Here is a 23,424-nt window from a genome sequence, read left to right on the forward strand (position 1 = left end):
GTTAGAAACCTCGTTTCAGTTTGCCAGCGGTCGGGAAAGCTTTCTCAAATTCGCTGTTAGATGCGGAATCCTGCGCAATGACAGGGCGTTTGTTGTTCTGCTGCTCGATAGCCATTTTGACCATCTTAGGGAAGGCCGAAGGATGAACACCTTCGATATCCACGCCAGCCTGCTCAAGTGCAGTGCGGTAGACATCATCAGCGGAGTCCATCGCCACAACGTCGCCAATCAGAGGGCGAACCGCCTGTTCAGCTTCACGCACTTTGCGGAAGTTCTCAGCCGCACGTTTGGTTGCGCTGTCTGCTGCTAAACGGATCGCACTATCCATTGCCGTTTTGGAGACTTTGTCGTCTTTCTTGTCATCGTCTTCATCGCCTTCGTCATCGGCGGTCTTTTTCTTTTTGCCATCGCTGTCTTCGTCATCTTCGTCGTCAGCGGTTTCTTTTTTCAGCTTTTCAGCCTCTTCTTTCTCGCGCTCTGCCTTTTTCTTCAGGTCATCTTCTTCACGCTTTTCGTCTTCCTCATCGAGCTTATCTTTGACCTTTTCTTCGACTTCTTTCAGGTCAGCGTCAGCTGCGAGGAATGGTTTCAGAGCGTCGAGAATATTTTTAGCTCGTGCCATTTGCTTTAACTCCGGGGGTAGTGAATCTGCGACCAATACGTCGCTTCCTGCGCGGCCTTTTTCAACCAGCGCTACGTGGTTCCCGATGATGTCCCGCATGATGCCGTCATACGGCTCTCCATTCGGTGTAACTCCGGGGGTCATGTCAGCGACGTATTGGTACGACGAAGACAATTCTTCCTGCTCTTCCGTTTCAATACCGGCTATTGCGGAGTCATCCCAAACTGATAAACCGTTTGTCAGATACGTTCCGTCAAAGTCTGCATTTGAATGCGTTACGCCAACGCGATACTCGCGCGGTGGGTCGCCGGGGAAGTCAGGTGTATGGATTGATAAAAGGGGGATGTTGTTGAATGTTGCAGCGGCTTTCTTCAGTTCGTCAGGGTGTCGCCATAACTGGTAAATCTTATCTGGCTCTAACCCGAGCTTTTCAGCGCCTGGAATCTCTCTCCCGAAGTAGGGGCAGACATTCGCCTTGCTGATATTGCTTAACTTAACCTGAAGCCTGCCGTTGCCATCAAACGAGCGCACTGATGCGCGGTCAAATGCCAACCGTTCAGTTGTTTTCATTGTTTGTTCCGTCTAGCTAAGACCGGGTATGACTGGTGACCAGGTGCAGCGACAGTTTATTTCCTCGCCAGGCATCACCCATTTGCCGTCCAGATACATTCCTTTGCTTAGCTCAAACACCTTTCCATCAGCTTTAACATGTGATGGTCGTGGCTCTTTGCCAGCATGAGAATGCTTCCAGACGCCCTGAGTGATACCGAGTGATTGCTGCCGTGCCGCCTGCATTACTGAGGTTGCTTTGTTGTTCTGATCGCGTGCAATTAATGCCGACCGCCTCCGGGTGATGCCATAACGCTTCTGAAGCTCGTCAGTGAGGTAAGAAAGGTCACGACCACGTGCAACCGAGCGCATAACCAGCCCCTCAACCTCAGTGAAATACTTCTCCGGAATTGAGCGTATCAGTCCAACGTTCTCTGCAATGGTTGCCTGCAGTGCGTTATTCATCGGCGCGGTCATTTTGAACTCAACCGTGAATCCTGCAGTTTCAAGGGCGTTATATAGAGATACATCAGTATTCTTCATCGCATCACCGGCAAACCTTTCAGCCAGCCTCTGAGATACGTTGTCGAATGCCTTTGTCCATCGCTTGGCGAGCTTCTTCATGGCATCACGCATAAACACGGCCGGAGATGCGTCCATTGCCACCGCTGCACCGCTTGCTTTGTAATTAGCGATCAGCCAATACACAACGGACTTCTGCATCTCTCTGATGTGATTGTCTAACTGTCTGCGATACCACGCCTCAACACCGGCATTAGGATGAATTGCTCTCAGCGTTTGCTGCGTCGATTTCTTCTTCCCGCTGGTCATCGTCTTCGTAGTCGTCTTCGATTTCGATGTCATCGCTTAGGTCCAGTGAGTGGTAAGGGCTGTCAGGGTCATTTGCGATCTTCTGCCGAATCTCATTACCCGTCAGAGCACCTGTTGCAACGTTAACCGCGTCGGTGTCAGCATCAATCTTGCGGATTTCTGCTTTCTCTTTCTCGGTCATCTCGTAGAGAGGCTCAAACTCGAAGTAGATATCCGGGTCGATGTCGCCAAACTCTGAAAGCTGGATAATGTCCAGAACGCGCTTCAGGTTGTCTTTGAAGATGGATTGCTGCAGGGCGTGAATATAGTCGTAGAAGACTCGAATCTCGCCATCGGATGAAGCGTTAAGCCCAGCAGGTGAAATGCCTAACAGCTTGACCAGAGGAATGCTGGACACTGCTGCCATTTGCTCCTGTGCTTGCGCCTGTAGGGCATCAAGACCACCAAGAGGTGCGCTGATGAACTCAGCCTTTTCCTCTTGTGCGGGTGTGTTATCTACAGCAAAAGCACCGCGATTGTCCCGGCACTGATTGAACATCTGAAGGCGATTGATTAGCGATTCTGCACCGCCACCTTGTAACACTGTCGCCATATTGGTCGAGAGCACAGGAATGGTAAACGAGTGAATCAGGTCGCTAACACTGTCTCGCGTTCTCAGCCAGTTATTGACGTATGGCTCGGCAATCTGCGTCAGGCTCAGCCCACGGAAGTTGTACGCAGCCTTAAGAAGGTCAGGCACCTCGCGAGATACGAAGTCCAGCATACGGCTGGCATTGACCGTCTTAGCCATCACAAACCATTCTGTTGGTTTGTAGAAGTCAGGGCTCATCGGGTTGTCTGTGTTGTAGACGCCCGGGTAAGTCCATACTGGCTCGATAACGGTGAATCCCTTGAGGCTGCCTTTTTTAATCTTCTTGTCAGACAGGAAAAGCTTTGACCCCAACTCGACAGGGTCAGTCCATGCAGACACCCCCCTGGCGGACTGAACATCGATATAAATCTGTCCGCCACCAAAGTAGCCGTCATGCTCTGCTGCTTCGCGGAATCTGTCCTTAACTTTGAACCTTTCCATAGCAGCGTAGAGTTGCTTAACGCGCTCTGCTTTATCGTCATCGCCGACTGTCTTGAGCTTGACCCACTTGCGGGTCATCTCTTCTGCGATGGTTCCGACCATCTTGCGATACTCAGGCTTTTGAGCAAGCGTAGCCAGATATGGATAGCCTGGAAAGCTATCAGGGTAGCCATAGGTATATCCCATATAAGCTTCGTTCAGAGAGGCGTATGGCGTTGAATCCATCGCCAGTATGCCTTTCTCTATGCTCTCAGGGATAACGCCTTTTGGTGGCTTGTACTGCTCAATCTCGCGAGGTGGCTTGGCCTGAATTTCTGCTACCGCCTCAGCCCGGATTTTCATCTCCGGCTTTTGTTCTTTCACCGGCTCAGGCGCGGCGACTTGTTTCTTTTTAAACGGCCACACTTAAATTCTCCTGAGTTGGCTCGGGTCGATAACCATTGGCTGGCGACCAGAAATAAGATTGTCGTCAATAGCGTCCATCCAGGTATCAAGGATGTCGTCATTGTCGTGACTGTCGTCAGCAGAGAACGCGGCGCATTCAGTCATTGCGGTGATAACCCATGAGGTTGTACCGGCTACCGTTCCGTCTTCGTAGTAAACGTGAGGCCTGATAGCTCCGTTCTCATCATGAGTGGCAGGAACATAAACCTTGCCAGTTTTAATCTGTGGAATGACGTTAAGGCAGCGAACCAGTTTGTTCTGGCCTGCACCGCGTGGAATCTCTTTAACCGGAATACTGTTTCGCTTCTTGAGGGTGGTTATCAGACCTTGTCCGGCCTGTTTCTCTTCGATAGCCATGTGACGCATTGGCATGATTCTTAGCGAACCTTGCATGCGCCATTTCTCCCAAACCTCTTCCGCTTTCTTCAGGAGATCTTCAGGGTCCCAGCGACCTCGCACCACATCGATAATGTAGAGATTGCCATCGACACCCATGCCAACAAGCGTGAAGACAGTGTAGTCGAGCCAGTCCTCTACCTTGCCGCTGTTTGTATCAACGTACACGGCGCGATGAGTGAGCTTAGGAAGTGTGGTGTAGGTCTGGAACCAGTCTGTATCAATGATGCCGCCAGTAAGCGCCATTGGGTTCTGCTGGTACTGAGAGAGGAATGTGTAACGGTCTTTCTCCCAGAGCTGCAGGAGGTCGTTCACGTCTTCCATCTGCGGCCAGTATGACCAGTATCGAGTGCCTGACACTTCCACTGAGTCGGTGTCTTTCACTTTCTCCCAGCACAGAGAGCGCCATGGCTCAGCAAGAGACTGAATATACTTCTCGTCAATCAGCGCGGGGATAGCTACATGGTGGAATTTAACGCCCATCCCGCCAGATAACATGAAGCCTGTTGCGTCATCGGTGTGAAGGCGCTGCTGAATGCTCACAAACGGCGTTGGGTGCTCTTTGGACTTATCACCACGACGAGAGCGAATGGTATTAACCAGAAGCGTGTTAGCGCTGTTCCTGCGCGACTCACTGAGCATGTCGACTGGCTTGTTGTAGTCATCCAGCATAACCATGCCGGAGAACTCAGTACCGAAGTAACCACCACGACCACCGGTAATTTGTCCGTTGCTTGATCGGGAAACCGTCTGTCCAATTGAGCGACCGCGATCGTCTTTTATCTCCCACTCTTCAGCCTGGTTAACACCGAATGAGCAAGGCCATAACTCCTGATACTCCTTGCTGGCGATAATGTCTCTGGTGCGGCGTGAGTTACGCTTAACCAGCGTGTCAGCAAATGAGATATTCAGGTTACGAAAGCGCTTGAGCTTTCCTTCCTGCACCAGTGCATTGACGTATGCAGGAAAGTGAATGGAGAAGAACTCCGTCTTCGTCCCGCCAGGGGGGATGTTGATAATCAGGTTTCGCGGCTCTAATCGGCCGGCTATCAGGTCATCAATCTTTGACGCCATTAGCCGGTGATGCCAGTTAACTAGAAGGCGATCACCCTGAATCAGTTCAAACCACAGCCGAGTGAAGTTGAGAAACGACTTGGTGGACTTTGAACGAAGCACTACACGCTCAGGGAATGACAAATCATCCCATTCGATAATTTCATTCATATCAGTCCAGGCCTTTTAGTTTCCCCTCAAGCTGAGCCTGCGCTGCTTTGTAATCAGCGGGGGTGTAGTTAACAACTTCAATCGGCTTGCCATCCTTACCGACATGTTCAGCCTTAACGTTGGTCTTGAATGCCTGCACAGTTATGTGCTCACCAACAAGCTTCAGTGCAGCGGCAGCGCCCTTTGCGTCGAAGCCGTAAATCGTTCTTCCCTGCTCATCTTTGATTTCCTCACCACGCCTATCAGTAAGAGGTTCAACCTCCTGCATGCAGCGCTCGTGAAGTTTTACTGCTTGGCGAAGAACGTAATCAGCATCAACTTGAACTCGCTCCAGGCGCTCTTGGTTCAATTCTGCGATGCGATGCAAAATGTCATCATTTGCCATCATCCTTGCGCCTTGGTTGCGGGATGACTTCTTGCTGTATCCCGCCCTAATGGCCGCCTGCGTGGCGTTGAGGTCTTTTATGAACTCACGGGCAAACAGCTCTTGTTTGTCGGTGAGCTTTGCCATGTTATTTCTCGTTATTTGCTAATACGTATGCAGCCAGATAACCTTTGGCGTTAAGTTTCGACATCTCGACCATGTCAAATGCTGCCATGCCGGTTGTTGGGCTTACTGCTACCCATCCTCCGTCCATAACGCTTAACACCATTCCTTTGGTGATACGCCGGTTGCGGCATGTTCGGACAGGAACCGTTGCTGAAGCTCTCCCCAGTCCGGTTTTGCCATAATACTTACCTCACGTTGACATTATCGAAGCCCCTCAGTGAAGAGCTTCTGTAATGTCATTCAGCCTTTACAGCTTCGATGCTGAAGCCGTGAATGATGCTGAGGGGTACACCGTGGGTGTCCAGGCCATTTTTAATAATCAGCACTCCATCGCGAATGTCTGGCTCATCGCTGATCTGCCAGCCGACCTGCTCAGGTGCCTTTCCTGAATCGTGCCCCTCCTTGGTCAGGAGCATTACTTTCCAGCCCTTGATAAAAGTACCCATTGCGCTATTTCCCCTGGGTCTGCTTATCCCATTCCTCACGGAACTTGGATGGGTTTTGACTGCCTTCTAATGCCATGATTGCCTCACTTTAAGCACTGGGTGTTGATGTATTCCTGGAGCCCAAGAATCATTTTGTTGCTGGTTTCGATTCGTTCTCTGAGACTCCAATAATCCCGTTGAGCGGAGTCAGTAAGTCTGGCGGAGTCTGCATCATCCACGCCGGTGGCGGTGGAGGCGTTACCTTTTGAGGAGACGACTTTGATACGCAGCCCACACTTGCCATCAGCAACACAGCGCTGCAGATCATCAAGCTGCTTTTTCGCATCAGCTAAATCCTTCGTGTATTTGGCATCCAGCGCAGCGGCATCGCGCTGGCGGGTCTGCATGTCTTTGATGGTGTCGTTAGCCAGACGGAGATTTTTGGTGGCCTTATCGCGCTGGTCTTTGTAGGTGATGGCGTTGTCGCGGTAGTGGTTAATCGCCCAGGCCATCGAAACCAGCAGGCAGATAACGACAGCGCAGATGATTGCTGTTAATCGGCTCATTTCACACCATCCAGGCAGAGCGCCTTTTCTTTCCCGGCGCGAGTTACCAGACCCGGAAGAACCTTGCCACCACCCCATACCCAGCGAGGGAACTGGTTGCATGCCGCCGTGATATTCCCACTTCTGAGAAGAGAGTACATCGTGGAGGTGCGCATGTTTCCGCAGCCAGCACGAAACGTTACCGATACAGCTGCTGAGAAAGTATCGTCAGATAGCTTTCTGCCATTCCCGTAGCGGTTAACACAGGACTCAGCATCAAGGATGTTGCGTTCCCACTCGGCTGCGATCTGCTGGTCAGACTTAACGGTGCCTGGCTTCACGCCATGCGTGTTCCCCATGCCGTCAGTCAGCACGCCTGCCGGGCAGACATATGGGTCACGTCGGCAAGATTCGGCGTTGCCGATTAACTCCAGCCCGCGCTCGTTTGTTCTGACGTGTCCCGCGTTCATCACAATGGCGATGATCGTTCCGACGGAGCAGACAATGCCCGCCGCGCCGCTTTTCTTACTCAGTTTCAACTGGGCCACCGGAAATTCTCCGCATTGCCTCCGTAACCACCTCGGCGGCAGCCGGGCGATCGGAGTGGGGTTTTTTGCCTACGTCAGATAAGTAGTTTTCCAGCATCTGGGTGCGTTTCCTTTCCTCTGCCATACGCTCACGCTCTTCTTTACGTTTTGCGTAATAGGTTTTTATCGTGAAGAACGCCGATATAAGCGCACCGATAATAAACACGTAATCCTGCAGGCTAAGCAAAGAGAACAGGCCCAAGGCCGCCGACCACCAGTACGGCAGATCGTGTCCATTTGTTGGGTTCATACGTTGCATTCCACACCTCCGGGTCCGGGGTGCTGTGTGGTAGTTGGGAAAAGGCCGTCAGACACGATAGCTACGGGGTATCTGGAATTGATTGTCTGCGGCCTGAATAAAAAACCCGGCGACAGGCTGGCAATGTGAGGGTAAGGCAATGTCGGCTCTCTGGCCGTAAATACCCTGGCTGGGTTGGTGTGTGGTGTTGCTGGGCGGCGATGACGCCTGTACGCATTTGTTAATCCGGTACTGCTTCCGGCGGTCGCTTAATTCACCACAACGGATAGGGCACCAGCTTCGCCAGACCTGAGAGCAAGGCGGATTCAGGTTCCTTTGATGCCCTTTCCTGTTATGGGATCCGTTTCGTGGAACTGAGGGGAAGGAGCGCTACTCTTCCACCTCATGCAAGATAACACCGCCACGATGATGATGTGTTTTGCTATCGGTATGAACGCAAAAAGCCCCGAGCTATTAACTCAGGGCTTTTATGGTCACTATCGCAACCAGTACTGCCTAGACACTTGCAGACCTCTCAGCCTGCTATGGTTGGAGTAGTCACGCAATCACGTGGTTTTACCAACTAGGCGGAATCGTTGGTGAGCCCCGCCTCTGTTATCTCACCAACACGCTCTTTCGTCTTTGACTGCCGAGCATACATGAAATATATACCTTCAATTTTGCGAAAGCAATGCATTTAGGACAATTTACCTAAATATTATGCCGCTTTTGGAAATTCCTTCTCAATTTCTCGCCTCATCGCATAAAAGATTTCTGAATCGAGCACGTTCTCGCACCAGACAACCCTGCGCCTGCATGACTGGATATCCATTCCGGTTACTGCATTCATCAGTCTGGCGATATCTTGCGTGCAATTGCGATTGCAATATCGCTTAATAGCTACATCGCGGACGGGGCTTTCACGGTGAAACGTCTTGATCATCACGCGTTCAACGAAAGCAGCATTATCGGATTCTTTGGCGAGAGCGATGATGTTGCTGAACGATGATTGAGGGATGACCAGTTCGCGAGCCTTCTTATAGAGCGCATCTCCACGCAGGCCATCTTCTTCGTACAGGCGCATGATGACAGACTCAATCTGCTTGGCCTTGTCATCACTCCACTGGCTGCGAATCATCAGGCGGCCGATAACGTTGATTGCACCACCCGGTGAATCATCTCCGGCATTAACCTTTCCCCATACCTGGAGCATGTAGTGAACCCATGCTTTCTGGCGTGAGTTGATGGTTTTCTTTGGGTGCTTCCATACGCGGCGGAAATGAGCATCGTCGATGAAGTTGACCATGCCAAATATCGGTGTGTGCCTCATGCGGCCTCCGGGTCATGGTCTGGCTTATTCGTTCCGAGCCGATTACGCACTTCCCGCAGCTGCTCGCGCACATACTCAAGACTGCGCTCAAGCTCATGCTCTTTGCCAATCAGCACCTGCTCGGTATGTATATCGCGCTGACGCTGCCATTTGACTTGCTGGATGTTAGTTACTGAGCACATTTCGACCTCCTGTTCCATGCGCGAATAGCATCGCGTTTGGTTCGGTATGTTTCGGTGATTGGGTTTATCAGGCATGATTTACTGGAGCATCCGGCAAATACACCATCTCCATCCGCTGTTAGTTCCGCTTCATCTCCACAAAATGGGCATTTTAACAATGAAGCCCAATGGGGAAGTTTGAGGTCATAAATCATGCTGCCTCGCTATATCTCTTACGGAGTTTTTCGTAATGACGAGCCCGGCGCTTGAATATTGATTTCACTCGCTTCAGGTAGTCGATATCGAATTTTCTGGTTTTATTGTCGTGTTCGATGCGCTCGACAATTTCCAGTCCGTACTTTTTGATGAGATTTATTCGGTATGGGATGGGGTTTCCAGACAGGTCACGATTGCACACGACGCAGCTGGAGTTGTTGTTGAACACGTTAAACCTAAGCCACGGAGCCGCTCCTCTTGACCGGTAGTGGCTAGCATCCACTGCGCCACCTCTTACGCCGTAATTGAGCTGCCTCTCGCAGGATATGCATGGCTTTCCATAGTCACGCCAGAAGATGAACTTATTTACCGCTGCCTGAGCCTCTTTGTTCCAGTCCGATATGGTCTTTAAGGCCTCCCTTCTCTGCCTTAAGTCAGCGCTTTGCTCACGTTCGCGTTTGCGCTGTTCACGCGCAGCAATTTCCGCATGGCGTTGCTTATTGAACGCAATGGCGCATTTGTAGTTGTGGCAGACTTTCTGGAGAGAACTTCGAGGGATGTATTCGGTAGAGCAGATTGGGCAGGTCTTAGGCTTAGGCGTTTTGCCATTAGCCATCATCTTCCTCCGTCATAAATCCGTTAGGGTCGCGATACGCTATTGCAAGTGAGGCGCATTCTTCGCAACAGTAGGTTTCGCTATCTGATAGCTCCTTCGTGCAGCCTGCGCACAGCGTTCGACGTATGCTCTGCTGCTCGTAGGATTGGGCTTCTGATTGGCTAAGCATGTTTGGTGTCCTGCATCATGAGGAAGACAATCATGGCGGCGCGGAGTGGATTAGATTGATACTGAACGCGGCAATCATCAAATTGGTCAAATGCATTCCACCAATCAGAACTTGCATCCTCTGCACAATCCCAAACTAAGCTGATGCAGTTTTTCAAAATAATAGGCCAGGCATCTGCTGGGTTTGTTGTGTATTTGAATCCACCCCGCATCCAGGCGCGCATGATGTCCTTGTCTTTGGCTTGAGTTCCGTAAATCTCCTGCAATACCAGGGCATCAATATCCCTGTCGCTTAACTGTGAATAGTCCATATTTAGCTCCACATTCTGGATTGATACTGACTCCTACCCTTTGGCTCGCTGGCGTACTCTGGCAACAAAGCGGAAACCACCCATAACCGAGGGTCTGCGCTTAGCGTTCGTTGAGTTTTTACGTTGCGGGATTGGTAGGCGGTGATTAACTGAGTTGCTTCTTCGTTTGTGAGGTCGTTGTGGTGAAACCATGTCATTCTGGCCATGCTATCTCCTCATGATATTGCAGGGCATCCATGAACCATCCATTCAGCGATTAAGTACCATCCCCAGGGCGGGAAGAATATGCTGAATAGTGTCGACCAGAATCCATTAGCCAGCACCGCACCAAGTACCCATGCGATGATGACGAGAAGCTCAGTTAAAAGCTCTGTAAGGTATTTCATGCCGCATCTCCGAATCTGGCTTTCCACTCCAACGCTAATCTGGCTTCGTCAGACCACTTAACATTCTTCTCAGCGCCGAATGCCTGGATAAGCTCAAGAAGCTCTGCAAACTCACCTACGCGCATCTTGCTGGTTGACTGTCCTATCACAACGAATCCGTTACCTGCGAGGTTAGGCACAACGTCCTGCTGCTTTAACGCTGCGGTGAAGATGCACTTCCAGCTTTCAGCATCCAGCCATCGACCATGCCATTCGACCTGCAAAGAGATATCGCGCAAAGTGGCCCACAAACGTTTGTTCTGGATTGCCGAGCGTGTTCTTTCTGAGATGGTCACAATGATTGGTTTATCGTAGGAGGGTAAAACTTGCTGTATGGCTTGAATGGCGTTCTGCTGATGAATGGGGCTTCTTAGTTCAAACGTTAGTTTCCTCATGGATTTCTCTCATGCTCAGAAGGACGTAGCCAGGTAGATATGAACCGACATCAGCAACGTGAATAACTTCACGCTCGCATGCGTCGCCCGTGTATTCACCATTCCATTCGTACAGCGTCAGAATATCGCCGACCTGATAATCTCTGTCGTTCTTGCGAAGCTCTGCCAGCTTCACGCCGTCGAGAACGGGAATGAAATGCTCAGGAAGAATTTTCAGTTCATGCCTCATGCTCACTCCTTCACTTTGATTCCAGCGGCGCAAACAAGCGGCGTCCAGCCTTCCTGGTGTGCAGTCTCATGCATTTCATCCTCGCCACCATCGAAGTCTCCTGCGCTAACCGCGTTACCGTAATCGTCCTGATACGCTGCAATTGGCTGCTGTTGCAATATGTGCAAGCCAACCTGATATCCAACCCAAGCACCCTGAACCCATTCCTCAACGAACTGCTCGTCACCATCGTAATCAATGAGTGTTTCTCTACTCCAAAAAGACGGGAGCCATTCCAGAAACTGCCTTCTTGATTCGTCCATATTCCTCTCCATCACCGCTTGAACCAGGTGAAATTAGTGAACTGTGACATATTTATGCCCATTAGGCGCTTAAGCACCCTGTCTCGCGGGCTGCTCTTTGGCTTAGGTCTGCGCTTGTATCGCTCTCTTATCGGAAGACTTGATGCTTTCCAGTAGCGATAATGTCGTGCACCTGATTCTTCCAGGTCTGCATTAATCAATTGAGCCAATGTACTCATCATTCCTCTCCATCAGCGTGCTGGGGTGTTAGTCGCCCGACTTGATAATGTCGAAAGCCGGAACCTGGTTGCTTTTGTAGGAGCCAAAATTGCAGATGTATTTATCTTTCGAATCAGGAGAATCTACCCATAAATCAGGGTCAGAGAGCGGCGTAAAAATTCCCGCTTCTCGATAATCCTCATCTTGAAAGAATCCAAGCGTATATCGGTATATCTCAAGCCTGTGCTTGGTAACTTCTACACCTCGCCAGTTGTTATCACGAGTCCAGCGAATTACATCTCCTGGCTTTGGTTCGTTCATGTACGCACCTCTCTTAATGCCTTGTTGATAAATGCAGTCAACGGGTTGGCTGCGCCAAAGTTAAACACCGGCTTCTTGCTGTATACCCATGCGTTTTTGTGGCACCAGTCACGATGCAGCTCACCGCGTGCTGCCATGCCCTTCAGCGTTTTCGTCACCAGGTTCTTTGGAATACCTGTCGCGTTCGCTATCTCCACCGCCATTCCTGTTTCGTGCTCGTCCAGATAGCGATGGATAGCCTCCATGCGCTGATTATGCAGAGCGGTGAGGCGGTAGAAATTTGCTCCTTTGCGGACGCTGTCAACCTCAACCAGACCATCTGTGACGAGGTCACGAAGTAAGAGGTTAATGTGTGATTTGTGACATCCGAAGAGTTTTGATAACTGTGCTGCTGAGGTGGGAATGTTTGTTTCAAGGTGGTTGAGTATTTTGTCTCGTGTGTTCACTAGTAGCCCCCTTTCTTGCTCTTGGGTTTCTCTTCGCGTTCTATATTTCGTCGTTTGGCTTGTTCCTGGTCAACGGGGTAGATAATGCCGTTGCGTTGTTCTGCATAAACAACACCAGATTCACCATGGCGGTTTAACCTAAGCAGATATTCAGTTTCAGCCTGATTAACGTTTTCTTCGTATGCGCCTTCTCGATAAATGCCAAGCCAGTAGTCACAGTCCTGCTCAATCTGACCGGTATCGCGTGAATCACTTGGCAAAGGTCGCTTATTCTGTCGCTTTTCAAGGTCGCGATTGAGCTGAGTCAGCAACACAACAACGCAGTTAAGTTCTTTCGCTAGATTCTTCAGTCCTTTGGTGATGATTCCATAGGCAAGGTCATTCCTCTCCGCCTTTTCTGCCTTCATCAGCGTCAGATAGTCGACAAGTATCATTCCTACAACACCTCTCTCACGCTTAATTCTGCGAGACTCCGCAACGATGTGCGCCAAAGGAAGCCCTGGAGTATCGTCGATGTACAGGTTTCCATTTTGCGCAATCTCAAACCCTTTAGCTGAAGCAAGGGAGAATTTGTTATCGTCGTAATCGTTGAGGTAGAAGACTTTTGAGTTAACCCCGGAGTTCTGGCTAATTATGTTTTCTGCCAACTGCACACGAGGCATTTCTAAGCTGAAGGCGAGTGCAGGAAGGTTTTCGTTCAGTGCGCAATGAATTGCCATGCTGGTATAGAGCGTTGTCTTGCCCATTTTAGGGCGGGCGCCAATAACAAATAGCGAACCTTTGACTATTCGTTTTGGCTCAAGCATTGCATCAAGAGCCTGAATTCCAGATGTGATGCCAATCGATGCTGGGTCCTGAGCCAAACGACCATCAACAACATCCAGCCATTCGCTAAAAACATCAAAGAACGGCATCAGTCCGCCACGTTTTACAGTCTTTGCCCTCTCATCAATTTGCATGGAAAGAGCTTGTACGGCCTCAATTTTATCCTCAGTGCTCATACCATTTCTGGAATATAAGATTTCCAGCATACGGTTTGCCTGAGTGATAGCCATGCGCTCAGTAGCTTTGTCTTTCACGGCATTGGCGTAGTGGATCACGTTAGCAGCGCTTGGCGTATTCTTTGATAGTTCAGCAAGGTATGCAAAGCCGCCGACATTCTGAAGCTCACCAGAAGCCTCAAGCACGTCCGCGAGAGTCAAAAGGTCAAGTGGTTTACCTTTCGTGTTGAGGTCACTAAGTGATTTAAAGATATGCCCATGCTGTCTGCTGTAGAACATATCCGGCTTCAGAAAAGAAAAAACGCGCTGAATGTTGTCACTCTGCGCGTCCAGCATGATTGAACCCAGCACAGCTTGCTCAGCCTCGTAGTTGTTGGGTGGCAATTTGTAATCATCGATCATCGTGCTCTCCCTCGCGTACTTTCAGGTAGGTGTTGTCGTTCAACAGGAAGTCGAATCCCTTCTTGTGCCATACAGTGCCGCGCTGAGGATTTTGTCTTTCCTCGAACATCCAGCGGCAGTTTGAAGCGACATAGCTCAGGTATGACTTCCAGTCTTCCAGAGTGAACCCATGCCCATCCAGTTGTCGCGTGATGACACCGGCTTTTCTCCAGAACGTCTGAATCTGGTTTTTGCGTTTGTCATTAAGCGCCCTGACTCTTGGTGCTTCAGGTATTAACTCGTGGTAGACATCGACGACTTTCTGACAACTGAGAGACGATTTCTTTTTCTCAGTTTTTGGTGCTGCTACTGCTCCCTCTTCTACGTTAGTAGAAGAGATATTATTAAATTCTTTATCTGTGGTAATTTGCTGGTAATCTGCTGGTACAGTGTCGCTTGCAGCCATTGGTATCACTGGCTTAGCGCTGGTAATTTGCTGGTAATCTGCTGGTACAAAATTTGACTGATAATCGTCATATTTTTCTACCGAGAAGACTGAGAATTTACCGTGTGAAACCCAGTCAATCATGCCGAGCTTCTTGAACTTTCTCAGCAGGTACTGAACACGATCGGGATTGAGTCCTGTCTCAAACGCAAGAGCGTTTCTTCCGCTAAGCAGCTTCCCTCTGCCTACCAGAATTTCCCCTGCGTCAGTCATAACATGCTCAGGTGCATGCTTTGCTTTCAGGATTAAGTGAACCCACAGATGTGATGCTTCAGCGTCCTTGTAGAACGGAACATCCATGATTTTACGGTGCAGCAAGGCATACCCCTTACCGCTGCTTTGATGCGGTTGCTGGAGCCTTCTGGCCTCTCTGGCTTCGGCTAGATTGGATACGTTACTCATGACCTTTCTCCTTCTGCATCAGCTTCACTTTCTCCAACTCAGCCCGAAATCGACCAGGCTGCTTGAAGCTGGACAGGAAGCGATCACGTAGTATGTTTTTGTGCAATTTGTCCTGGTAAGGACTGAGTGGTTTTGCCATAATTACTCCTGTTACTTGGCGTAACACAGTGTCTCTAGAATTCGATGCTGATTTGCTCAGAGCGTCCGGCCACCACCGGGCGCTTTTTGCTTTCTGGCATCACAGCTGCAATAGCCTGTCTTGCCACTTCACGAATCAGGCTTGTCTCCCAGACTTTCTCCAGAAGAACGAACGTCACCGCCATATCGTGGATGTTTAATCGACTCACCTTTGAATCAGCCCATCCCGCCATCTTTGCGAAATTTGTCTGACCCATTGAAACGAGTCGGGCACGAAGCTCTGTTTCCACTTCGCGTACCTTTTTGCTGTGATTTGCTAGTTCCATAAAATATTATTTTCCTCAGTTAAATAGTTAGTTACGCATCGGTTGATGCGATTTGAAGTTTGAGGTTCGCTTTTCAGCGACGTAGGACGAATGTCCGTTGTGGGAGTGGTGCTTATGCGGCTTTCTTATTGCTTGGGAATGGCTTCACTTCTTCCGCATCAATGCTGCCGTCAGGTTTAACTGTTAAAAAAATCTTTCTACCAGAGCGAATAGCCTTGTTAATTGCACTTTGGTAAACGCCAAGATCTTGTGCGGTCTTGGTTTGACCAAAACGCAGGGCATAATCTTTCAGGGTTATGCGCTGTTCCATACAACCTCCTTAGTACATGGATTCATTATCACCGCTAGAGGTAAAATAGTCAACACGCACGGTGTTAGATGTTTATCCCCTGCGGTGATAAATTTGACGTATGAGCGCTAAAAAGAAACCACTAACCAAAGAGCAGCTTGAAGACGCTATGCGTTTGAAGGCTATATACGAGAAAAAGAAATCAGAGCTTGGCCTATCTCAAGAAGGCATTGCTTTTTCCATGGGGATCGGGCAATCAGCTGTTGGGGCGATTTTAAACGGCGTAAATGCCCTTAATGCGAACAATGCAGCCATGCTGGCAAACATTCTTCAGGTAGGAATAGAGGAATTTAGTCCGTCAATAGCCAAAGAGATTTCTGACTTGTACAGAGCCATAGGCGCAGATGTACAGAAGAGAAACGAGTATGAGTATCCAGTCTTCTCGCATGTGCAAGCTGGTATGTTTTCTCCTGAATTTCGAACGTTTACTCAGCGAGACGCTGAGGGATGGGTGAGTACAACGAAGAAAGCCAGCGATGCTGCTTTCTGGCTAGAGGTAGATGGTCACTCAATGACAGCTCCTGCCGGATCACGCCCAAGCTTCCCTGAAGGAATGCTTATCCTTGTTGATCCAGAGGAGCCGGTTGACCCAGGTGATTTCTGCATTGCGCGGTTGGGTGGTGATGAGTTCACTTTCAAAAGACTGATCAGGGATAGCGGACAGGCATTCCTTCAACCGTTAAACACCCAGTTTCCTATGATTCCATGTAATGAGAACTGTCGAGTTGTTGGCAAGGTAGTAGCCAGCCAGTGGCCTGACGAGACGTTTGGGTGATAGTTCTGATAAGAGAGAGGTCGCAGAAATGCGGCCTTTTAACTGGAAAAGATAACGGAGCATAGCTAAGAAACATATAAGCTATTATTTCTTGCTTACGCTGTATTTTACTAATTATTACAATTTACATTTTCCTTGTAATATCAATGATATACCTAGAAAGATAACTTTTCTTGCTAATTAGCGAATTAGCTAGAGATTGCTGCATATTCAATTTTTAGCTACATTCTTTTCGTACCCAACCGAAAGGAAATGCTATGGACAACAAAGAACGCTCGAAAAAAGCTGCTGCAATCTCTGCCGTGGTTAGATCTGCTCCCAAGCCTACTCATACAGGACTAATGTCAACTGGTGTATCCTGCGCCGTTCTTCCCGATGGAAGACGAGTTGTCTCGATGCAAGGGAATAACGGCCTTGCAGAAACGTTTGGTGTTTCAGTTGGCTCGAAAATGCCTAGATGGGTTCCAGGTGGAGAAAAAGGTCAGCTTCCTTATGTTTTACAAGCAACAGAACTGCAACCATACATTTCTGAAGAGCTTAGAGACGCAATTTCTGAGCCGATCGTCTTTAAGAATACGTCAGGTGTAGGTGCTGCATATGGGCTTGACGCAACTCTGCTTCCTGAGTTATGCGAGGTTTGGTTAGCAGCAGAAAAAGACGGCGCACTAAAGCAACGACATCATCTTAATACTGCAAGAAAAGCAGAAGCGCTATACAAAGCTTTAGCACGCGTAGGAGCGGTTGCCCTTGTAGATGAAGCGACAGGATATCAAAAAGAGCGTGAACGCGATGAACTTGCTAAGTTGCTTGAACAGTTCATTGCTAAAGAGATGCGCCCTTGGGTAAAAGTGTATCCGCCAGAGTTTTTTGAAGAGTTATGTCGACTTAGAGGCGTTCCCTTTAAAGCCAATATGAGAAAGCCACAATATTTCGGCCACTTGGTTAATAATATAACCTATGACCGAATGGCTCCTGACCTGAAGGCGATCCTGAAAGAAGAGCGTGCAAAAGCAAACAAGCAAGGGGCTAAAATGCACCAGTTTCTTTCCGAAGGCGTTGGCAACGAGATGCTTCAGAAGCGATTTGCAGGGATCGTGACTCTAATGAAAGTTTGCGATAATTATGATGATTTTATTGAGCTTCTAGATAGGGTTCATCCGGTGCTGAAAGGATCTGATCTTGATGTGATAGACGTTGTAGAATAATCGTTCAACCCGGCCACCGTGCCGGGTTTTTATTGCCCTCTCGACACCTCCAGCACATCCAGCGCCAGCTCTACAGCCAAATCCACCTGCTCATCCTGCCATAGGATCTGAATCATCTCTATCAGCGCCTCTCTTGAAGGCTCGCGCTGCTCTACCAGTACCTGCATAACAGCCGTGCCAAGTATCTCAATCACCTGCGGGTGAAGCTCCGCAAAGAATTCATCTTCGCTTTTCATACCAATCCCTCGCTCATTTTTCACTCGTAGCAGTATCGCACGAAGCTTTTATGAAAATAAATAACCATGAAATACATACACATAACCATTTGCGGTAATAAAATATCTCTCGCGGTGTTGACTGCAATACCACTCGCGGTGATACTAAGCACATCAGCAGGACGCACTACTCACCAGGACGGTGAACCTACAACGATTCAGAGATGAATCTACGAGGCTGAAAAGCCTAACAACCAAAGTGAACTTTGGGATGTGGCAAGCGAGAATGGGTAAGCGTGAAGAAGCCCTGCCTTGTGCGGCTGGTTACCGCCCACATCACCAAAGTTCATCAGGAGGTCACTATGACACGCAGAACAGCTTTCAATGGCTCAGCATCAGGTCGTCGTCGTGAGCGTCGTGCAGCGCTCCAGAATGAGATTACGGCAAGCTCAGAAGTATTGCATCGCCCTACTCTCAGTCGTGCACAGATTCAGGCTAAAGGCACTCACGAAACACCTAAGCGCATTGAAGACGCCAAGCCCATTAAGTTCATGGTGCAGGACGCGTTCTGGCAGCTGGAAGAATACAAACGCAACCTTGAGCGAGCAGCGATTGTGTATGCGAATGAGTTCGGGCGTAAGCAAGATGTGAGTGGGGCTGTGTGTCTGCCAGATGTGGCGCTTTTCGCAGCCGGTCATCGTAAGAGTAAACAGGTCACAGCGAGGTAAATATGACTCCAGCAACGTTGCCATCGAAGCTTTACCGGCCGCTGGCAGAAGTTAAGAGCTTTGTAGAGAAGATGCCTGATGGAGTAACGCTCACAAAACTAAGCAATAAGGTCGGGGCTTTCGGATCGCTCAGCAAACGCGAAAAGGATTCGCTAATCGAATTTCTTGAGCAGCGAGAGAGCATTCTGGTGCTTCAGGCAAGACCTCTTAACGGAAAGAACATGATGACTTTCCTGAGACACAAAAAATATGGATATCCAACGACAATTCCTGGCTACATCTACCCACTGAAACAACCGCAAGTACAGAAAGCAGTAGCAACCGCAGAACCTCCAAAACCTCAGGAGAAACCAATGGAAAACTTATCTCTGCCAACCTCTCCTGAAGCGTTGAGGAAACAGGCTGAACAGCTACTCAAAGCCGCAGAAGAAGCTGAGAAGAAGCGCAATGAGAATGACTTCTTCAACAAAAAACTTCAGCCAGTGAAGCTGGAAATATGCCAGGCAGCCGGGAAGATGCAACGCAAGCTCGATGAGTTCATCGACTGCATGGATGAGATGAATAAAGCAATTCAGAAACTTAAAGACCTCAGCGCATGAAGCTGAGCAGTAAGCCACTTATCTAATCAGGAATAACAACATGAGCAAAGAGATTGTGACATACAAGGGGTTTAATAAAGACCTTCAGTGCCGTGATTTCCAGTTTGAAATCGGTAAAACCTTCAAGCATGAAGGAAAGGTTGAGGCTTGCGGTTCTGGTTTTCATGCCTGTGAGAGCCCTTTCGATGTGTTTGGATATTACTATCCAGCAGGTAGTCGTTTTGCCGAAACCATTTCCTTTGGCGTAACTGACCGCGAAGAAGGTGGTGATACCAAAATCGCCAGCGCCAGCATCACTATTAAAGCTGAGTTAACTCTTCCTCAGTTCATTCAGCGTGGTATCGAATGGATTTGGAGCAAGATTGATAAGTCTCTTGAGCAACAGATCATGACTGGCCACCAGTCAGCGGCAACCAACACTGGCTACCGGTCAGCGGCAACCAACACTGGCGACCAGTCAGCGGCAACCAACACTGGCTACCGGTCAGCGGCAACCAACACTGGCTACCGGTCAGCGGCAACCAACACTGGCTACCGGTCAGCGGCAACCAACACTGGCGACCAGTCAGCGGCAACCAACACTGGCTACCGGTCAGCGGCAACCAACACTGGCGACTGGTCAGCGGCAACCAACACTGGCGACTGGTCAGCGGCAACCAACACTGGCTACCAGTCAGCGGCAACCAACACTGGCGACCAGTCAGCGGCAACCAACACTGGCGACTGGTCAGCGGCAACCAACACTGGCTACCAGTCAGCGGCAACCAACACTGGCGACCAGTCAGCGGCAACCAACACTGGCGACCAGTCAGCGGCAACCAACACTGGCTACCGGTCAGCGGCAACCAACACTGGCTACCGGTCAGCGGCAACCAACACTGGCGACCAGTCAGCGGCAACCAACACTGGCTACCGGTCAGCGGCAACCAACACTGGCGACTGGTCAGCGGCAACCAACACTGGCGACTGGTCAGCGGCAACCAACACTGGCTACCAGTCAGCGGCAACCAACACTGGCGACCAGTCAGCGGCAACCAACACTGGCGACCAGTCAGCGGCAGAAGTATCTGGATCACAATCAGTAGCAGCATCCCTCGGCATTGAAGGTAAAGCGAGAGCATCTGAGGGTGGCGCAATCGTGCTCTGCTATCGAGATGAGGATGGCGAGTTAATTCATATTCGCGCCAGTAAAGTCGGTGAAAACGGAATCAAACCGGACACCTGGTATCAGCTTAGTGAAGATGGTGAACTCGTTGAGGCCGCATAGTCGGCCTTCTTTTGGCAGCAAGCCACAGAGGTGAATATGAAGATGGAAGAAGAGGTAAATAAAGATTTGCTGGAAGCCTTGCAGTGGGCGCTTCCTCTTGCAGAGGTGGCAATGGAATCTCACCGCCTGGACAGGATTAAGTACGGGCATACGGATATCTCAGGGGTTCGTAAGGATGGTGTTTCATATGTTGGGATATACCAGGATGAAATTGATTCCATAGAAAAGGCTCGCGCAGCCATCAGCAAGGCTCTGGGGGGAGGAGTGATGGAGTGGATTAAGTGTAGTGAGCGGATGCCGGAGCAGTTTAAGGCCATCCTGGCGTTCAATGAGTATGGAGAAGTTTGGTCTGGTGCGTATGATAGGTACTGGAATTTCTATTGCGATAATCTGTTGGTAGAGCATGTCACCCACTGGATGCCTTTACCTGAACCACCAGGCGAATAGCAGCTGATAGCTAATTCTCTGAGTTAGCTATTGGGTGTAATACCGCACCGTACTATCGGAGACGATTCGATAGTTCTGATAGATGGAAAAATCCCTTGTTGTCTGATTTGCCCCGCTAGTCGGGGCTTCTTTTTGCCTGGAGGAAATATGAAGTACCCAATTCCTGATTCCGAAGATATCGAGTGGCAACAGGATATGTTGCGAGAAATAGACCGCACACTCGAAACGATAGTTGATGATTTTGAATTAGAAAGCCGAGTGGAAAAATATCTTACCGACGTAATAGCCAGGGTCGCATCACTTCGAGCTTATTCAGGTTACTAGCCGCCACTGTGCGGATTTTTCATATCCGCATCTGAGTGAGCATTTATTCAAGTGCTCAGCCTCATGCAATCACACACAACATAAGGAACCAGCCCATGATGCAACTAAGCCTCGCGGGTAGCGGCGTCATGTCCGCTTATTTCCCCGCTGAATCCGAATTATCCAAACGTGTTCGCCGTCTTATTCGTGCTGCCCGTAAGCACCTGGAGGGTTTATGTCACCAGTTATAAATCACAGCGCTCTCAAAGCAGCTCAAAGCAAAGCGGTTATCGCTCGCTATCTCGGGGATGGTCGCATGTGGCAAGAAGCTCATGAAGCCATGAAGACTGCGATTAATCACCCGTGGTACCGCAAATCATGAGCATTGCAGATAACTGGTCAGAAGATGCCTTTGTCCGCCGTATGCAGGACATGTTGAAACAGCAGAAAGAGGATGCAGAAGATGCGCCTGACGATGACAGACAAAACAGAGATTAAGCAAATCATTGCGAGCCTGAGCGATGAGGACCACGCGAAGATAGACAAGATTGTTGAGCGCCTGTGCGTGAACTTCTACCCGGTTCTCAACATGCTAGAAGATCATAAGCCAGACGAATTCACGAAACAGGCTGTCGAATGGCTAGGTGAAGATGACTGCAATTATCAGGACTTCGCAATGACAGTTATGTGGGACATATTCAGACCGCGCGTGGAGGTTGAGTATGCGATTGGCATATTCCTGCGTCGCCATACATTCGAGGATGCAGCATGAGCAATATCGTTGAGTTTGTTAAGCAGCAGGAGCCGCTATTCTGCGGAGCACTAACTGAGCAGACAGTTACATGGGCAAAGGAAAGCCAGTTCGCGATTCAGTACTTCCAGAAGAATGACTTCCTCGCCAAAACAGCCCTGTCCAACCCTACCAGCGCACAGAACGCGATCATCAACGTGGCAGCCATTGGCATCACACTGAACCCGGCTAGTAAGCTGGCTTATCTGGTGCCTCGAGACGGCATGGTCTGCCTCGATATAAGTTACATGGGATTGCTGCATATCGCCATGGAGTCAGGTGTTATCGCATGGGGTCAGGCAAAGCTTGTTCATGCTAATGACACCTATGAATCTAATGGACTTGATAAGGCTCCCACCCACAAATACAACGCTTTCGGTGAACGTGGTGACATCGTTGGCGTTTACTGCACGGTTAAGACTCCTGCAGGAGATTACCTTACGGAAGAGATGAGCCTTGCAGAAATTGAGGCTGTCAGGAAGACAAGCAAAGCCGCATTCAGTGATAAGGGTCCATGGGTTAATCACTGGAATGAAATGGCACGAAAAACTGTTGTTAAGCGTGCAAGTAAGTACTGGCCTAAGGCATCTCGCCTCGATAGCGCAATTCACGTCCTGAACGAAGAAGAAGGCGTTTGGACTGAGCCTGTTATGCCTCACAAGTCGGAAGAGGATATCCGCGAAGATGAGCGCAAGCGCCAACAGGAAGTCATCGAGCGCGTTCAGGTTCTGTGCGATGAGATGGCTAAAGCAGAGACGTTATTCGACCTGAAAATAAAGTTCCAGGAAGCGTTTAAGCTAACTATGGGTATGAAATTGCAGCAGAACGTTCAAGCCATCTACCACGAATGCAAACCAAAATTCCCGGAGGCAGCATAATGAACGCCTTGTATCAGATTGCAAATGATTTCGCCAAGCTTTCAGATTCTGGCATGGAACCCGAGATGATTGCTGACACCCTAGATGGGATTGAATGGGAGCTGGAAGCAAAGGTAGAGCAAATCCTAGCTGTCTGCAAAAACGAATCTGCTTATGCTGAGGCGCTGAAAGAAGAAAGTAAGCGCCTTGCAGAGCGTGCTAAGGCTGCAGAAAACCGCGTTGCCAGTATGAAGGAATATGTTGCCGCATCTCTCGAAACGGCAGGAAAGAAATCACTCAAAGCTGGCATCCATCAGGTAACCGTTCGCGCTCCTATCGAGTCGGTAGAAATCACAGATGAAGGCTCCCTGCCACCTGAGTACGTTGAATACGTAACAACAGTTAAGGCCGATAAGCTAGCCATCAAGCATCAACTAAAGGCCGGTAACGCCATTCCTGGCGCGTCTCTCAAGCTCGGTAAGCCAACCCTTCTCATCAAATAACAAATGCGAAAACTAAACGTCACTCCTGAAGA

Annotated in this window: 38 protein-coding genes; 12 read left to right on the forward strand and 26 right to left on the reverse strand. The window is 49.5% G+C overall.

Features of this window, described 5'->3' with window-relative positions:
* Position 1: 1 nt before the first annotated feature.
* The 25 genes from AAHF05_RS15765 to AAHF05_RS15885 all read right to left on the reverse strand — a co-directional run bounded on the left by AAHF05_RS15765 (position 2) and on the right by AAHF05_RS15885 (position 15,664).
* Positions 2-1,192 (reverse strand): DUF2213 domain-containing protein, encoded by a 1,191-nt coding sequence (locus AAHF05_RS15765; protein WP_374936366.1) that lies wholly within the window; start codon positions 1,190-1,192, stop codon positions 2-4.
* Between the two features lie 12 nt (positions 1,193-1,204).
* On the reverse strand, positions 1,205-1,894 hold the full coding sequence (locus tag AAHF05_RS15770; protein WP_129324777.1) for a phage minor head protein: 690 nt from the start codon (positions 1,892-1,894) through the stop codon (positions 1,205-1,207).
* A 52-nt stretch (positions 1,895-1,946) separates the two neighbouring features.
* Positions 1,947-3,479: a DUF1073 domain-containing protein gene (locus AAHF05_RS15775; RefSeq protein WP_374936367.1), complete on the reverse strand. Its 1,533-nt coding sequence runs from the start codon at positions 3,477-3,479 to the stop codon at positions 1,947-1,949.
* A complete protein-coding gene (terL, locus tag AAHF05_RS15780) occupies positions 3,480-5,138 on the reverse strand; it encodes a phage terminase large subunit (protein ID WP_129324733.1) in 1,659 nt (552 codons plus the stop codon).
* Between the two features lies 1 nt (position 5,139).
* Entirely contained in the window at positions 5,140-5,649 is a 510-nt protein-coding gene (locus AAHF05_RS15785) for a terminase small subunit (protein WP_047749406.1), read from the reverse strand.
* A gap of 275 nt (positions 5,650-5,924) precedes the next feature.
* Complete coding sequence (locus AAHF05_RS15790) at positions 5,925-6,134, reverse strand: hypothetical protein (protein WP_129324735.1); 210 nt, start codon at positions 6,132-6,134, stop codon at positions 5,925-5,927.
* An 83-nt stretch (positions 6,135-6,217) separates the two neighbouring features.
* On the reverse strand, positions 6,218-6,679 hold the full coding sequence (locus AAHF05_RS15795; protein ID WP_374936368.1) for a lysis protein: 462 nt from the start codon (positions 6,677-6,679) through the stop codon (positions 6,218-6,220).
* Complete coding sequence (locus tag AAHF05_RS15800) at positions 6,676-7,128, reverse strand: lysozyme (RefSeq protein WP_332617030.1); 453 nt, start codon at positions 7,126-7,128, stop codon at positions 6,676-6,678. Before AAHF05_RS15800 ends, AAHF05_RS15795 begins: the two co-directional genes overlap by 4 nt.
* 55 nt (positions 7,129-7,183) lie before the next feature.
* Complete coding sequence (locus tag AAHF05_RS15805) at positions 7,184-7,504, reverse strand: hypothetical protein (RefSeq protein ID WP_332616962.1); 321 nt, start codon at positions 7,502-7,504, stop codon at positions 7,184-7,186.
* 697 nt (positions 7,505-8,201) lie between these two features.
* Positions 8,202-8,813, reverse strand: a complete 612-nt coding sequence (locus AAHF05_RS15810; protein WP_374936369.1) for a hypothetical protein — start codon at positions 8,811-8,813, stop codon at positions 8,202-8,204.
* Positions 8,810-8,995: a hypothetical protein gene (locus AAHF05_RS15815; RefSeq protein ID WP_129324739.1), complete on the reverse strand. Its 186-nt coding sequence runs from the start codon at positions 8,993-8,995 to the stop codon at positions 8,810-8,812. The genes AAHF05_RS15810 and AAHF05_RS15815 overlap by 4 nt, the downstream gene beginning before the upstream one ends.
* Positions 8,983-9,189: a Lar family restriction alleviation protein gene (locus tag AAHF05_RS15820; protein ID WP_129324740.1), complete on the reverse strand. Its 207-nt coding sequence runs from the start codon at positions 9,187-9,189 to the stop codon at positions 8,983-8,985. The genes AAHF05_RS15815 and AAHF05_RS15820 overlap by 13 nt, the downstream gene beginning before the upstream one ends.
* Entirely contained in the window at positions 9,186-9,806 is a 621-nt protein-coding gene (locus tag AAHF05_RS15825; protein ID WP_374936473.1) for a recombination protein NinG, read from the reverse strand. The genes AAHF05_RS15820 and AAHF05_RS15825 overlap by 4 nt, the downstream gene beginning before the upstream one ends.
* Entirely contained in the window at positions 9,799-9,975 is a 177-nt protein-coding gene (locus AAHF05_RS15830) for a protein NinF (protein ID WP_374936370.1), read from the reverse strand. Before AAHF05_RS15830 ends, AAHF05_RS15825 begins: the two co-directional genes overlap by 8 nt.
* Positions 9,968-10,285 carry a phage protein NinX family protein gene (locus tag AAHF05_RS15835; RefSeq protein ID WP_374936371.1) on the reverse strand — a complete coding sequence of 106 codons (318 nt, stop codon included), beginning with the start codon at positions 10,283-10,285 and terminating at the stop codon, positions 9,968-9,970. Before AAHF05_RS15835 ends, AAHF05_RS15830 begins: the two co-directional genes overlap by 8 nt.
* 382 nt (positions 10,286-10,667) lie before the next feature.
* The gene (locus AAHF05_RS15840) at positions 10,668-11,105 is read right to left on the reverse strand and encodes a recombination protein NinB (protein WP_129324744.1); all 438 of its coding nucleotides are present in this window, start codon (positions 11,103-11,105) and stop codon (positions 10,668-10,670) included.
* Complete coding sequence (locus AAHF05_RS15845) at positions 11,086-11,334, reverse strand: DUF3850 domain-containing protein (RefSeq protein WP_129324745.1); 249 nt, start codon at positions 11,332-11,334, stop codon at positions 11,086-11,088. The genes AAHF05_RS15840 and AAHF05_RS15845 overlap by 20 nt, the downstream gene beginning before the upstream one ends.
* 2 nt (positions 11,335-11,336) lie before the next feature.
* On the reverse strand, positions 11,337-11,636 hold the full coding sequence (locus AAHF05_RS15850) for a hypothetical protein (RefSeq protein ID WP_129324746.1): 300 nt from the start codon (positions 11,634-11,636) through the stop codon (positions 11,337-11,339).
* A 246-nt stretch (positions 11,637-11,882) separates the two neighbouring features.
* Complete coding sequence (locus AAHF05_RS15855; protein ID WP_374936372.1) at positions 11,883-12,155, reverse strand: hypothetical protein; 273 nt, start codon at positions 12,153-12,155, stop codon at positions 11,883-11,885.
* Positions 12,152-12,601, reverse strand: coding sequence for a transcriptional regulator (locus AAHF05_RS15860; protein WP_374936373.1), 450 nt, complete (start codon positions 12,599-12,601; stop codon positions 12,152-12,154). Before AAHF05_RS15860 ends, AAHF05_RS15855 begins: the two co-directional genes overlap by 4 nt.
* Positions 12,601-14,004 (reverse strand): DnaB-like helicase C-terminal domain-containing protein, encoded by a 1,404-nt coding sequence (locus AAHF05_RS15865; protein ID WP_164989112.1) that lies wholly within the window; start codon positions 14,002-14,004, stop codon positions 12,601-12,603. The genes AAHF05_RS15860 and AAHF05_RS15865 overlap by 1 nt, the downstream gene beginning before the upstream one ends.
* On the reverse strand, positions 13,994-14,890 hold the full coding sequence (locus AAHF05_RS15870; protein WP_374936374.1) for a DNA replication protein: 897 nt from the start codon (positions 14,888-14,890) through the stop codon (positions 13,994-13,996). Before AAHF05_RS15870 ends, AAHF05_RS15865 begins: the two co-directional genes overlap by 11 nt.
* Positions 14,883-15,029, reverse strand: coding sequence for a DUF2740 family protein (locus tag AAHF05_RS15875; RefSeq protein WP_374936375.1), 147 nt, complete (start codon positions 15,027-15,029; stop codon positions 14,883-14,885). Before AAHF05_RS15875 ends, AAHF05_RS15870 begins: the two co-directional genes overlap by 8 nt.
* Before the next feature lie 34 nt (positions 15,030-15,063).
* Positions 15,064-15,354, reverse strand: a complete 291-nt coding sequence (locus AAHF05_RS15880) for a CII family transcriptional regulator (protein ID WP_062677034.1) — start codon at positions 15,352-15,354, stop codon at positions 15,064-15,066.
* Positions 15,355-15,466: 112 nt separating this feature from the next.
* Positions 15,467-15,664: a Cro/CI family transcriptional regulator gene (locus tag AAHF05_RS15885; RefSeq protein WP_013098070.1), complete on the reverse strand. Its 198-nt coding sequence runs from the start codon at positions 15,662-15,664 to the stop codon at positions 15,467-15,469.
* A 100-nt stretch (positions 15,665-15,764) separates the two neighbouring features.
* Between AAHF05_RS15885 and AAHF05_RS15890 the strand changes: the two genes are divergently transcribed.
* Entirely contained in the window at positions 15,765-16,478 is a 714-nt protein-coding gene (locus AAHF05_RS15890) for a LexA family protein (RefSeq protein WP_374936376.1), read from the forward strand.
* A 257-nt stretch (positions 16,479-16,735) separates the two neighbouring features.
* Positions 16,736-17,683 (forward strand): P63C domain-containing protein, encoded by a 948-nt coding sequence (locus AAHF05_RS15895; RefSeq protein WP_062677036.1) that lies wholly within the window; start codon positions 16,736-16,738, stop codon positions 17,681-17,683.
* Between the two features lie 29 nt (positions 17,684-17,712).
* On the opposite strand, the gene AAHF05_RS15900 is transcribed toward AAHF05_RS15895, so the two are convergent.
* Positions 17,713-17,919: a hypothetical protein gene (locus AAHF05_RS15900; RefSeq protein ID WP_374936377.1), complete on the reverse strand. Its 207-nt coding sequence runs from the start codon at positions 17,917-17,919 to the stop codon at positions 17,713-17,715.
* Between the two features lie 341 nt (positions 17,920-18,260).
* On the opposite strand from AAHF05_RS15900, the gene AAHF05_RS15905 reads away from it, so the two are divergent.
* The 10 genes from AAHF05_RS15905 (at position 18,261) to AAHF05_RS15950 (ending at position 23,392) form a co-directional block, all read left to right on the forward strand.
* Positions 18,261-18,626: an antitermination protein gene (locus AAHF05_RS15905; RefSeq protein ID WP_374936378.1), complete on the forward strand. Its 366-nt coding sequence runs from the start codon at positions 18,261-18,263 to the stop codon at positions 18,624-18,626.
* A gap of 2 nt (positions 18,627-18,628) precedes the next feature.
* The gene (locus AAHF05_RS15910) at positions 18,629-19,225 is read left to right on the forward strand and encodes a hypothetical protein (RefSeq protein ID WP_374936379.1); all 597 of its coding nucleotides are present in this window, start codon (positions 18,629-18,631) and stop codon (positions 19,223-19,225) included.
* A 40-nt stretch (positions 19,226-19,265) separates the two neighbouring features.
* The gene (locus AAHF05_RS15915; RefSeq protein WP_374936380.1) at positions 19,266-20,492 is read left to right on the forward strand and encodes a hypothetical protein; all 1,227 of its coding nucleotides are present in this window, start codon (positions 19,266-19,268) and stop codon (positions 20,490-20,492) included.
* A 36-nt stretch (positions 20,493-20,528) separates the two neighbouring features.
* Complete coding sequence (locus tag AAHF05_RS15920; RefSeq protein WP_374936381.1) at positions 20,529-20,939, forward strand: DUF551 domain-containing protein; 411 nt, start codon at positions 20,529-20,531, stop codon at positions 20,937-20,939.
* 147 nt (positions 20,940-21,086) lie between these two features.
* Positions 21,087-21,263: a hypothetical protein gene (locus AAHF05_RS15925; RefSeq protein ID WP_164989113.1), complete on the forward strand. Its 177-nt coding sequence runs from the start codon at positions 21,087-21,089 to the stop codon at positions 21,261-21,263.
* 95 nt (positions 21,264-21,358) lie between these two features.
* Complete coding sequence (locus AAHF05_RS15930) at positions 21,359-21,493, forward strand: hypothetical protein (protein ID WP_121782644.1); 135 nt, start codon at positions 21,359-21,361, stop codon at positions 21,491-21,493.
* Positions 21,478-21,624 carry a host cell division inhibitory peptide Kil gene (locus AAHF05_RS15935; RefSeq protein WP_129741367.1) on the forward strand — a complete coding sequence of 49 codons (147 nt, stop codon included), beginning with the start codon at positions 21,478-21,480 and terminating at the stop codon, positions 21,622-21,624. The genes AAHF05_RS15930 and AAHF05_RS15935 overlap by 16 nt, the downstream gene beginning before the upstream one ends.
* Positions 21,625-21,705: 81 nt before the next feature.
* On the forward strand, positions 21,706-22,014 hold the full coding sequence (locus AAHF05_RS15940; RefSeq protein ID WP_129324759.1) for a hypothetical protein: 309 nt from the start codon (positions 21,706-21,708) through the stop codon (positions 22,012-22,014).
* Positions 22,011-22,910: a recombinase RecT gene (locus tag AAHF05_RS15945; RefSeq protein WP_374936382.1), complete on the forward strand. Its 900-nt coding sequence runs from the start codon at positions 22,011-22,013 to the stop codon at positions 22,908-22,910. Before AAHF05_RS15940 ends, AAHF05_RS15945 begins: the two co-directional genes overlap by 4 nt.
* Positions 22,910-23,392, forward strand: coding sequence for a siphovirus Gp157 family protein (locus AAHF05_RS15950; RefSeq protein WP_374936383.1), 483 nt, complete (start codon positions 22,910-22,912; stop codon positions 23,390-23,392). The genes AAHF05_RS15945 and AAHF05_RS15950 overlap by 1 nt, the downstream gene beginning before the upstream one ends.
* The last annotated feature ends 32 nt before the right edge of the window (positions 23,393-23,424 follow it).

Source organism: Enterobacter adelaidei, from assembly GCF_041937165.1.
GTDB classification, from domain to species: domain Bacteria; phylum Pseudomonadota; class Gammaproteobacteria; order Enterobacterales; family Enterobacteriaceae; genus Enterobacter; species Enterobacter adelaidei.

Bases quoted from the DNA above. Each gene is read 5' to 3' on its own strand.
- AAHF05_RS15765 (WP_374936366.1), bottom strand. From the start codon at position 1,192: ATGAAAACAACTGAACGGTTGGCATTTGACCGCGCATCAGTGCGCTCG.
- AAHF05_RS15770 (WP_129324777.1), bottom strand. From the start codon at position 1,894: ATGCAGAAGTCCGTTGTGTATTGGCTGATCGCTAATTACAAAGCAAGC.
- terL (WP_129324733.1), bottom strand. From the start codon at position 5,138: ATGAATGAAATTATCGAATGGGATGATTTGTCATTCCCTGAGCGTGTA.
- AAHF05_RS15785 (WP_047749406.1), bottom strand. From the start codon at position 5,649: ATGGCAAAGCTCACCGACAAACAAGAGCTGTTTGCCCGTGAGTTCATA.
- AAHF05_RS15790 (WP_129324735.1), bottom strand. From the start codon at position 6,134: ATGGGTACTTTTATCAAGGGCTGGAAAGTAATGCTCCTGACCAAGGAG.
- AAHF05_RS15795 (WP_374936368.1), bottom strand. From the start codon at position 6,679: ATGAGCCGATTAACAGCAATCATCTGCGCTGTCGTTATCTGCCTGCTG.
- AAHF05_RS15800 (WP_332617030.1), bottom strand. From the start codon at position 7,128: ATGAACGCGGGACACGTCAGAACAAACGAGCGCGGGCTGGAGTTAATC.
- AAHF05_RS15805 (WP_332616962.1), bottom strand. From the start codon at position 7,504: ATGCAACGTATGAACCCAACAAATGGACACGATCTGCCGTACTGGTGG.
- AAHF05_RS15810 (WP_374936369.1), bottom strand. From the start codon at position 8,813: ATGAGGCACACACCGATATTTGGCATGGTCAACTTCATCGACGATGCT.
- AAHF05_RS15815 (WP_129324739.1), bottom strand. From the start codon at position 8,995: ATGTGCTCAGTAACTAACATCCAGCAAGTCAAATGGCAGCGTCAGCGC.
- AAHF05_RS15820 (WP_129324740.1), bottom strand. From the start codon at position 9,189: ATGATTTATGACCTCAAACTTCCCCATTGGGCTTCATTGTTAAAATGC.
- AAHF05_RS15825 (WP_374936473.1), bottom strand. From the start codon at position 9,806: ATGGCTAATGGCAAAACGCCTAAGCCTAAGACCTGCCCAATCTGCTCT.
- AAHF05_RS15830 (WP_374936370.1), bottom strand. From the start codon at position 9,975: ATGCTTAGCCAATCAGAAGCCCAATCCTACGAGCAGCAGAGCATACGT.
- AAHF05_RS15835 (WP_374936371.1), bottom strand. From the start codon at position 10,285: ATGGACTATTCACAGTTAAGCGACAGGGATATTGATGCCCTGGTATTG.
- AAHF05_RS15840 (WP_129324744.1), bottom strand. From the start codon at position 11,105: ATGAGGAAACTAACGTTTGAACTAAGAAGCCCCATTCATCAGCAGAAC.
- AAHF05_RS15845 (WP_129324745.1), bottom strand. From the start codon at position 11,334: ATGAGGCATGAACTGAAAATTCTTCCTGAGCATTTCATTCCCGTTCTC.
- AAHF05_RS15850 (WP_129324746.1), bottom strand. From the start codon at position 11,636: ATGGACGAATCAAGAAGGCAGTTTCTGGAATGGCTCCCGTCTTTTTGG.
- AAHF05_RS15855 (WP_374936372.1), bottom strand. From the start codon at position 12,155: ATGAACGAACCAAAGCCAGGAGATGTAATTCGCTGGACTCGTGATAAC.
- AAHF05_RS15865 (WP_164989112.1), bottom strand. From the start codon at position 14,004: ATGATCGATGATTACAAATTGCCACCCAACAACTACGAGGCTGAGCAA.
- AAHF05_RS15870 (WP_374936374.1), bottom strand. From the start codon at position 14,890: ATGAGTAACGTATCCAATCTAGCCGAAGCCAGAGAGGCCAGAAGGCTC.
- AAHF05_RS15875 (WP_374936375.1), bottom strand. From the start codon at position 15,029: ATGGCAAAACCACTCAGTCCTTACCAGGACAAATTGCACAAAAACATA.
- AAHF05_RS15880 (WP_062677034.1), bottom strand. From the start codon at position 15,354: ATGGAACTAGCAAATCACAGCAAAAAGGTACGCGAAGTGGAAACAGAG.
- AAHF05_RS15885 (WP_013098070.1), bottom strand. From the start codon at position 15,664: ATGGAACAGCGCATAACCCTGAAAGATTATGCCCTGCGTTTTGGTCAA.
- AAHF05_RS15890 (WP_374936376.1), top strand. From the start codon at position 15,765: ATGAGCGCTAAAAAGAAACCACTAACCAAAGAGCAGCTTGAAGACGCT.
- AAHF05_RS15895 (WP_062677036.1), top strand. From the start codon at position 16,736: ATGGACAACAAAGAACGCTCGAAAAAAGCTGCTGCAATCTCTGCCGTG.
- AAHF05_RS15900 (WP_374936377.1), bottom strand. From the start codon at position 17,919: ATGAAAAGCGAAGATGAATTCTTTGCGGAGCTTCACCCGCAGGTGATT.
- AAHF05_RS15905 (WP_374936378.1), top strand. From the start codon at position 18,261: ATGACACGCAGAACAGCTTTCAATGGCTCAGCATCAGGTCGTCGTCGT.
- AAHF05_RS15910 (WP_374936379.1), top strand. From the start codon at position 18,629: ATGACTCCAGCAACGTTGCCATCGAAGCTTTACCGGCCGCTGGCAGAA.
- AAHF05_RS15915 (WP_374936380.1), top strand. From the start codon at position 19,266: ATGAGCAAAGAGATTGTGACATACAAGGGGTTTAATAAAGACCTTCAG.
- AAHF05_RS15920 (WP_374936381.1), top strand. From the start codon at position 20,529: ATGAAGATGGAAGAAGAGGTAAATAAAGATTTGCTGGAAGCCTTGCAG.
- AAHF05_RS15925 (WP_164989113.1), top strand. From the start codon at position 21,087: ATGAAGTACCCAATTCCTGATTCCGAAGATATCGAGTGGCAACAGGAT.
- AAHF05_RS15930 (WP_121782644.1), top strand. From the start codon at position 21,359: ATGATGCAACTAAGCCTCGCGGGTAGCGGCGTCATGTCCGCTTATTTC.
- AAHF05_RS15935 (WP_129741367.1), top strand. From the start codon at position 21,478: ATGTCACCAGTTATAAATCACAGCGCTCTCAAAGCAGCTCAAAGCAAA.
- AAHF05_RS15940 (WP_129324759.1), top strand. From the start codon at position 21,706: ATGCGCCTGACGATGACAGACAAAACAGAGATTAAGCAAATCATTGCG.
- AAHF05_RS15945 (WP_374936382.1), top strand. From the start codon at position 22,011: ATGAGCAATATCGTTGAGTTTGTTAAGCAGCAGGAGCCGCTATTCTGC.
- AAHF05_RS15950 (WP_374936383.1), top strand. From the start codon at position 22,910: ATGAACGCCTTGTATCAGATTGCAAATGATTTCGCCAAGCTTTCAGAT.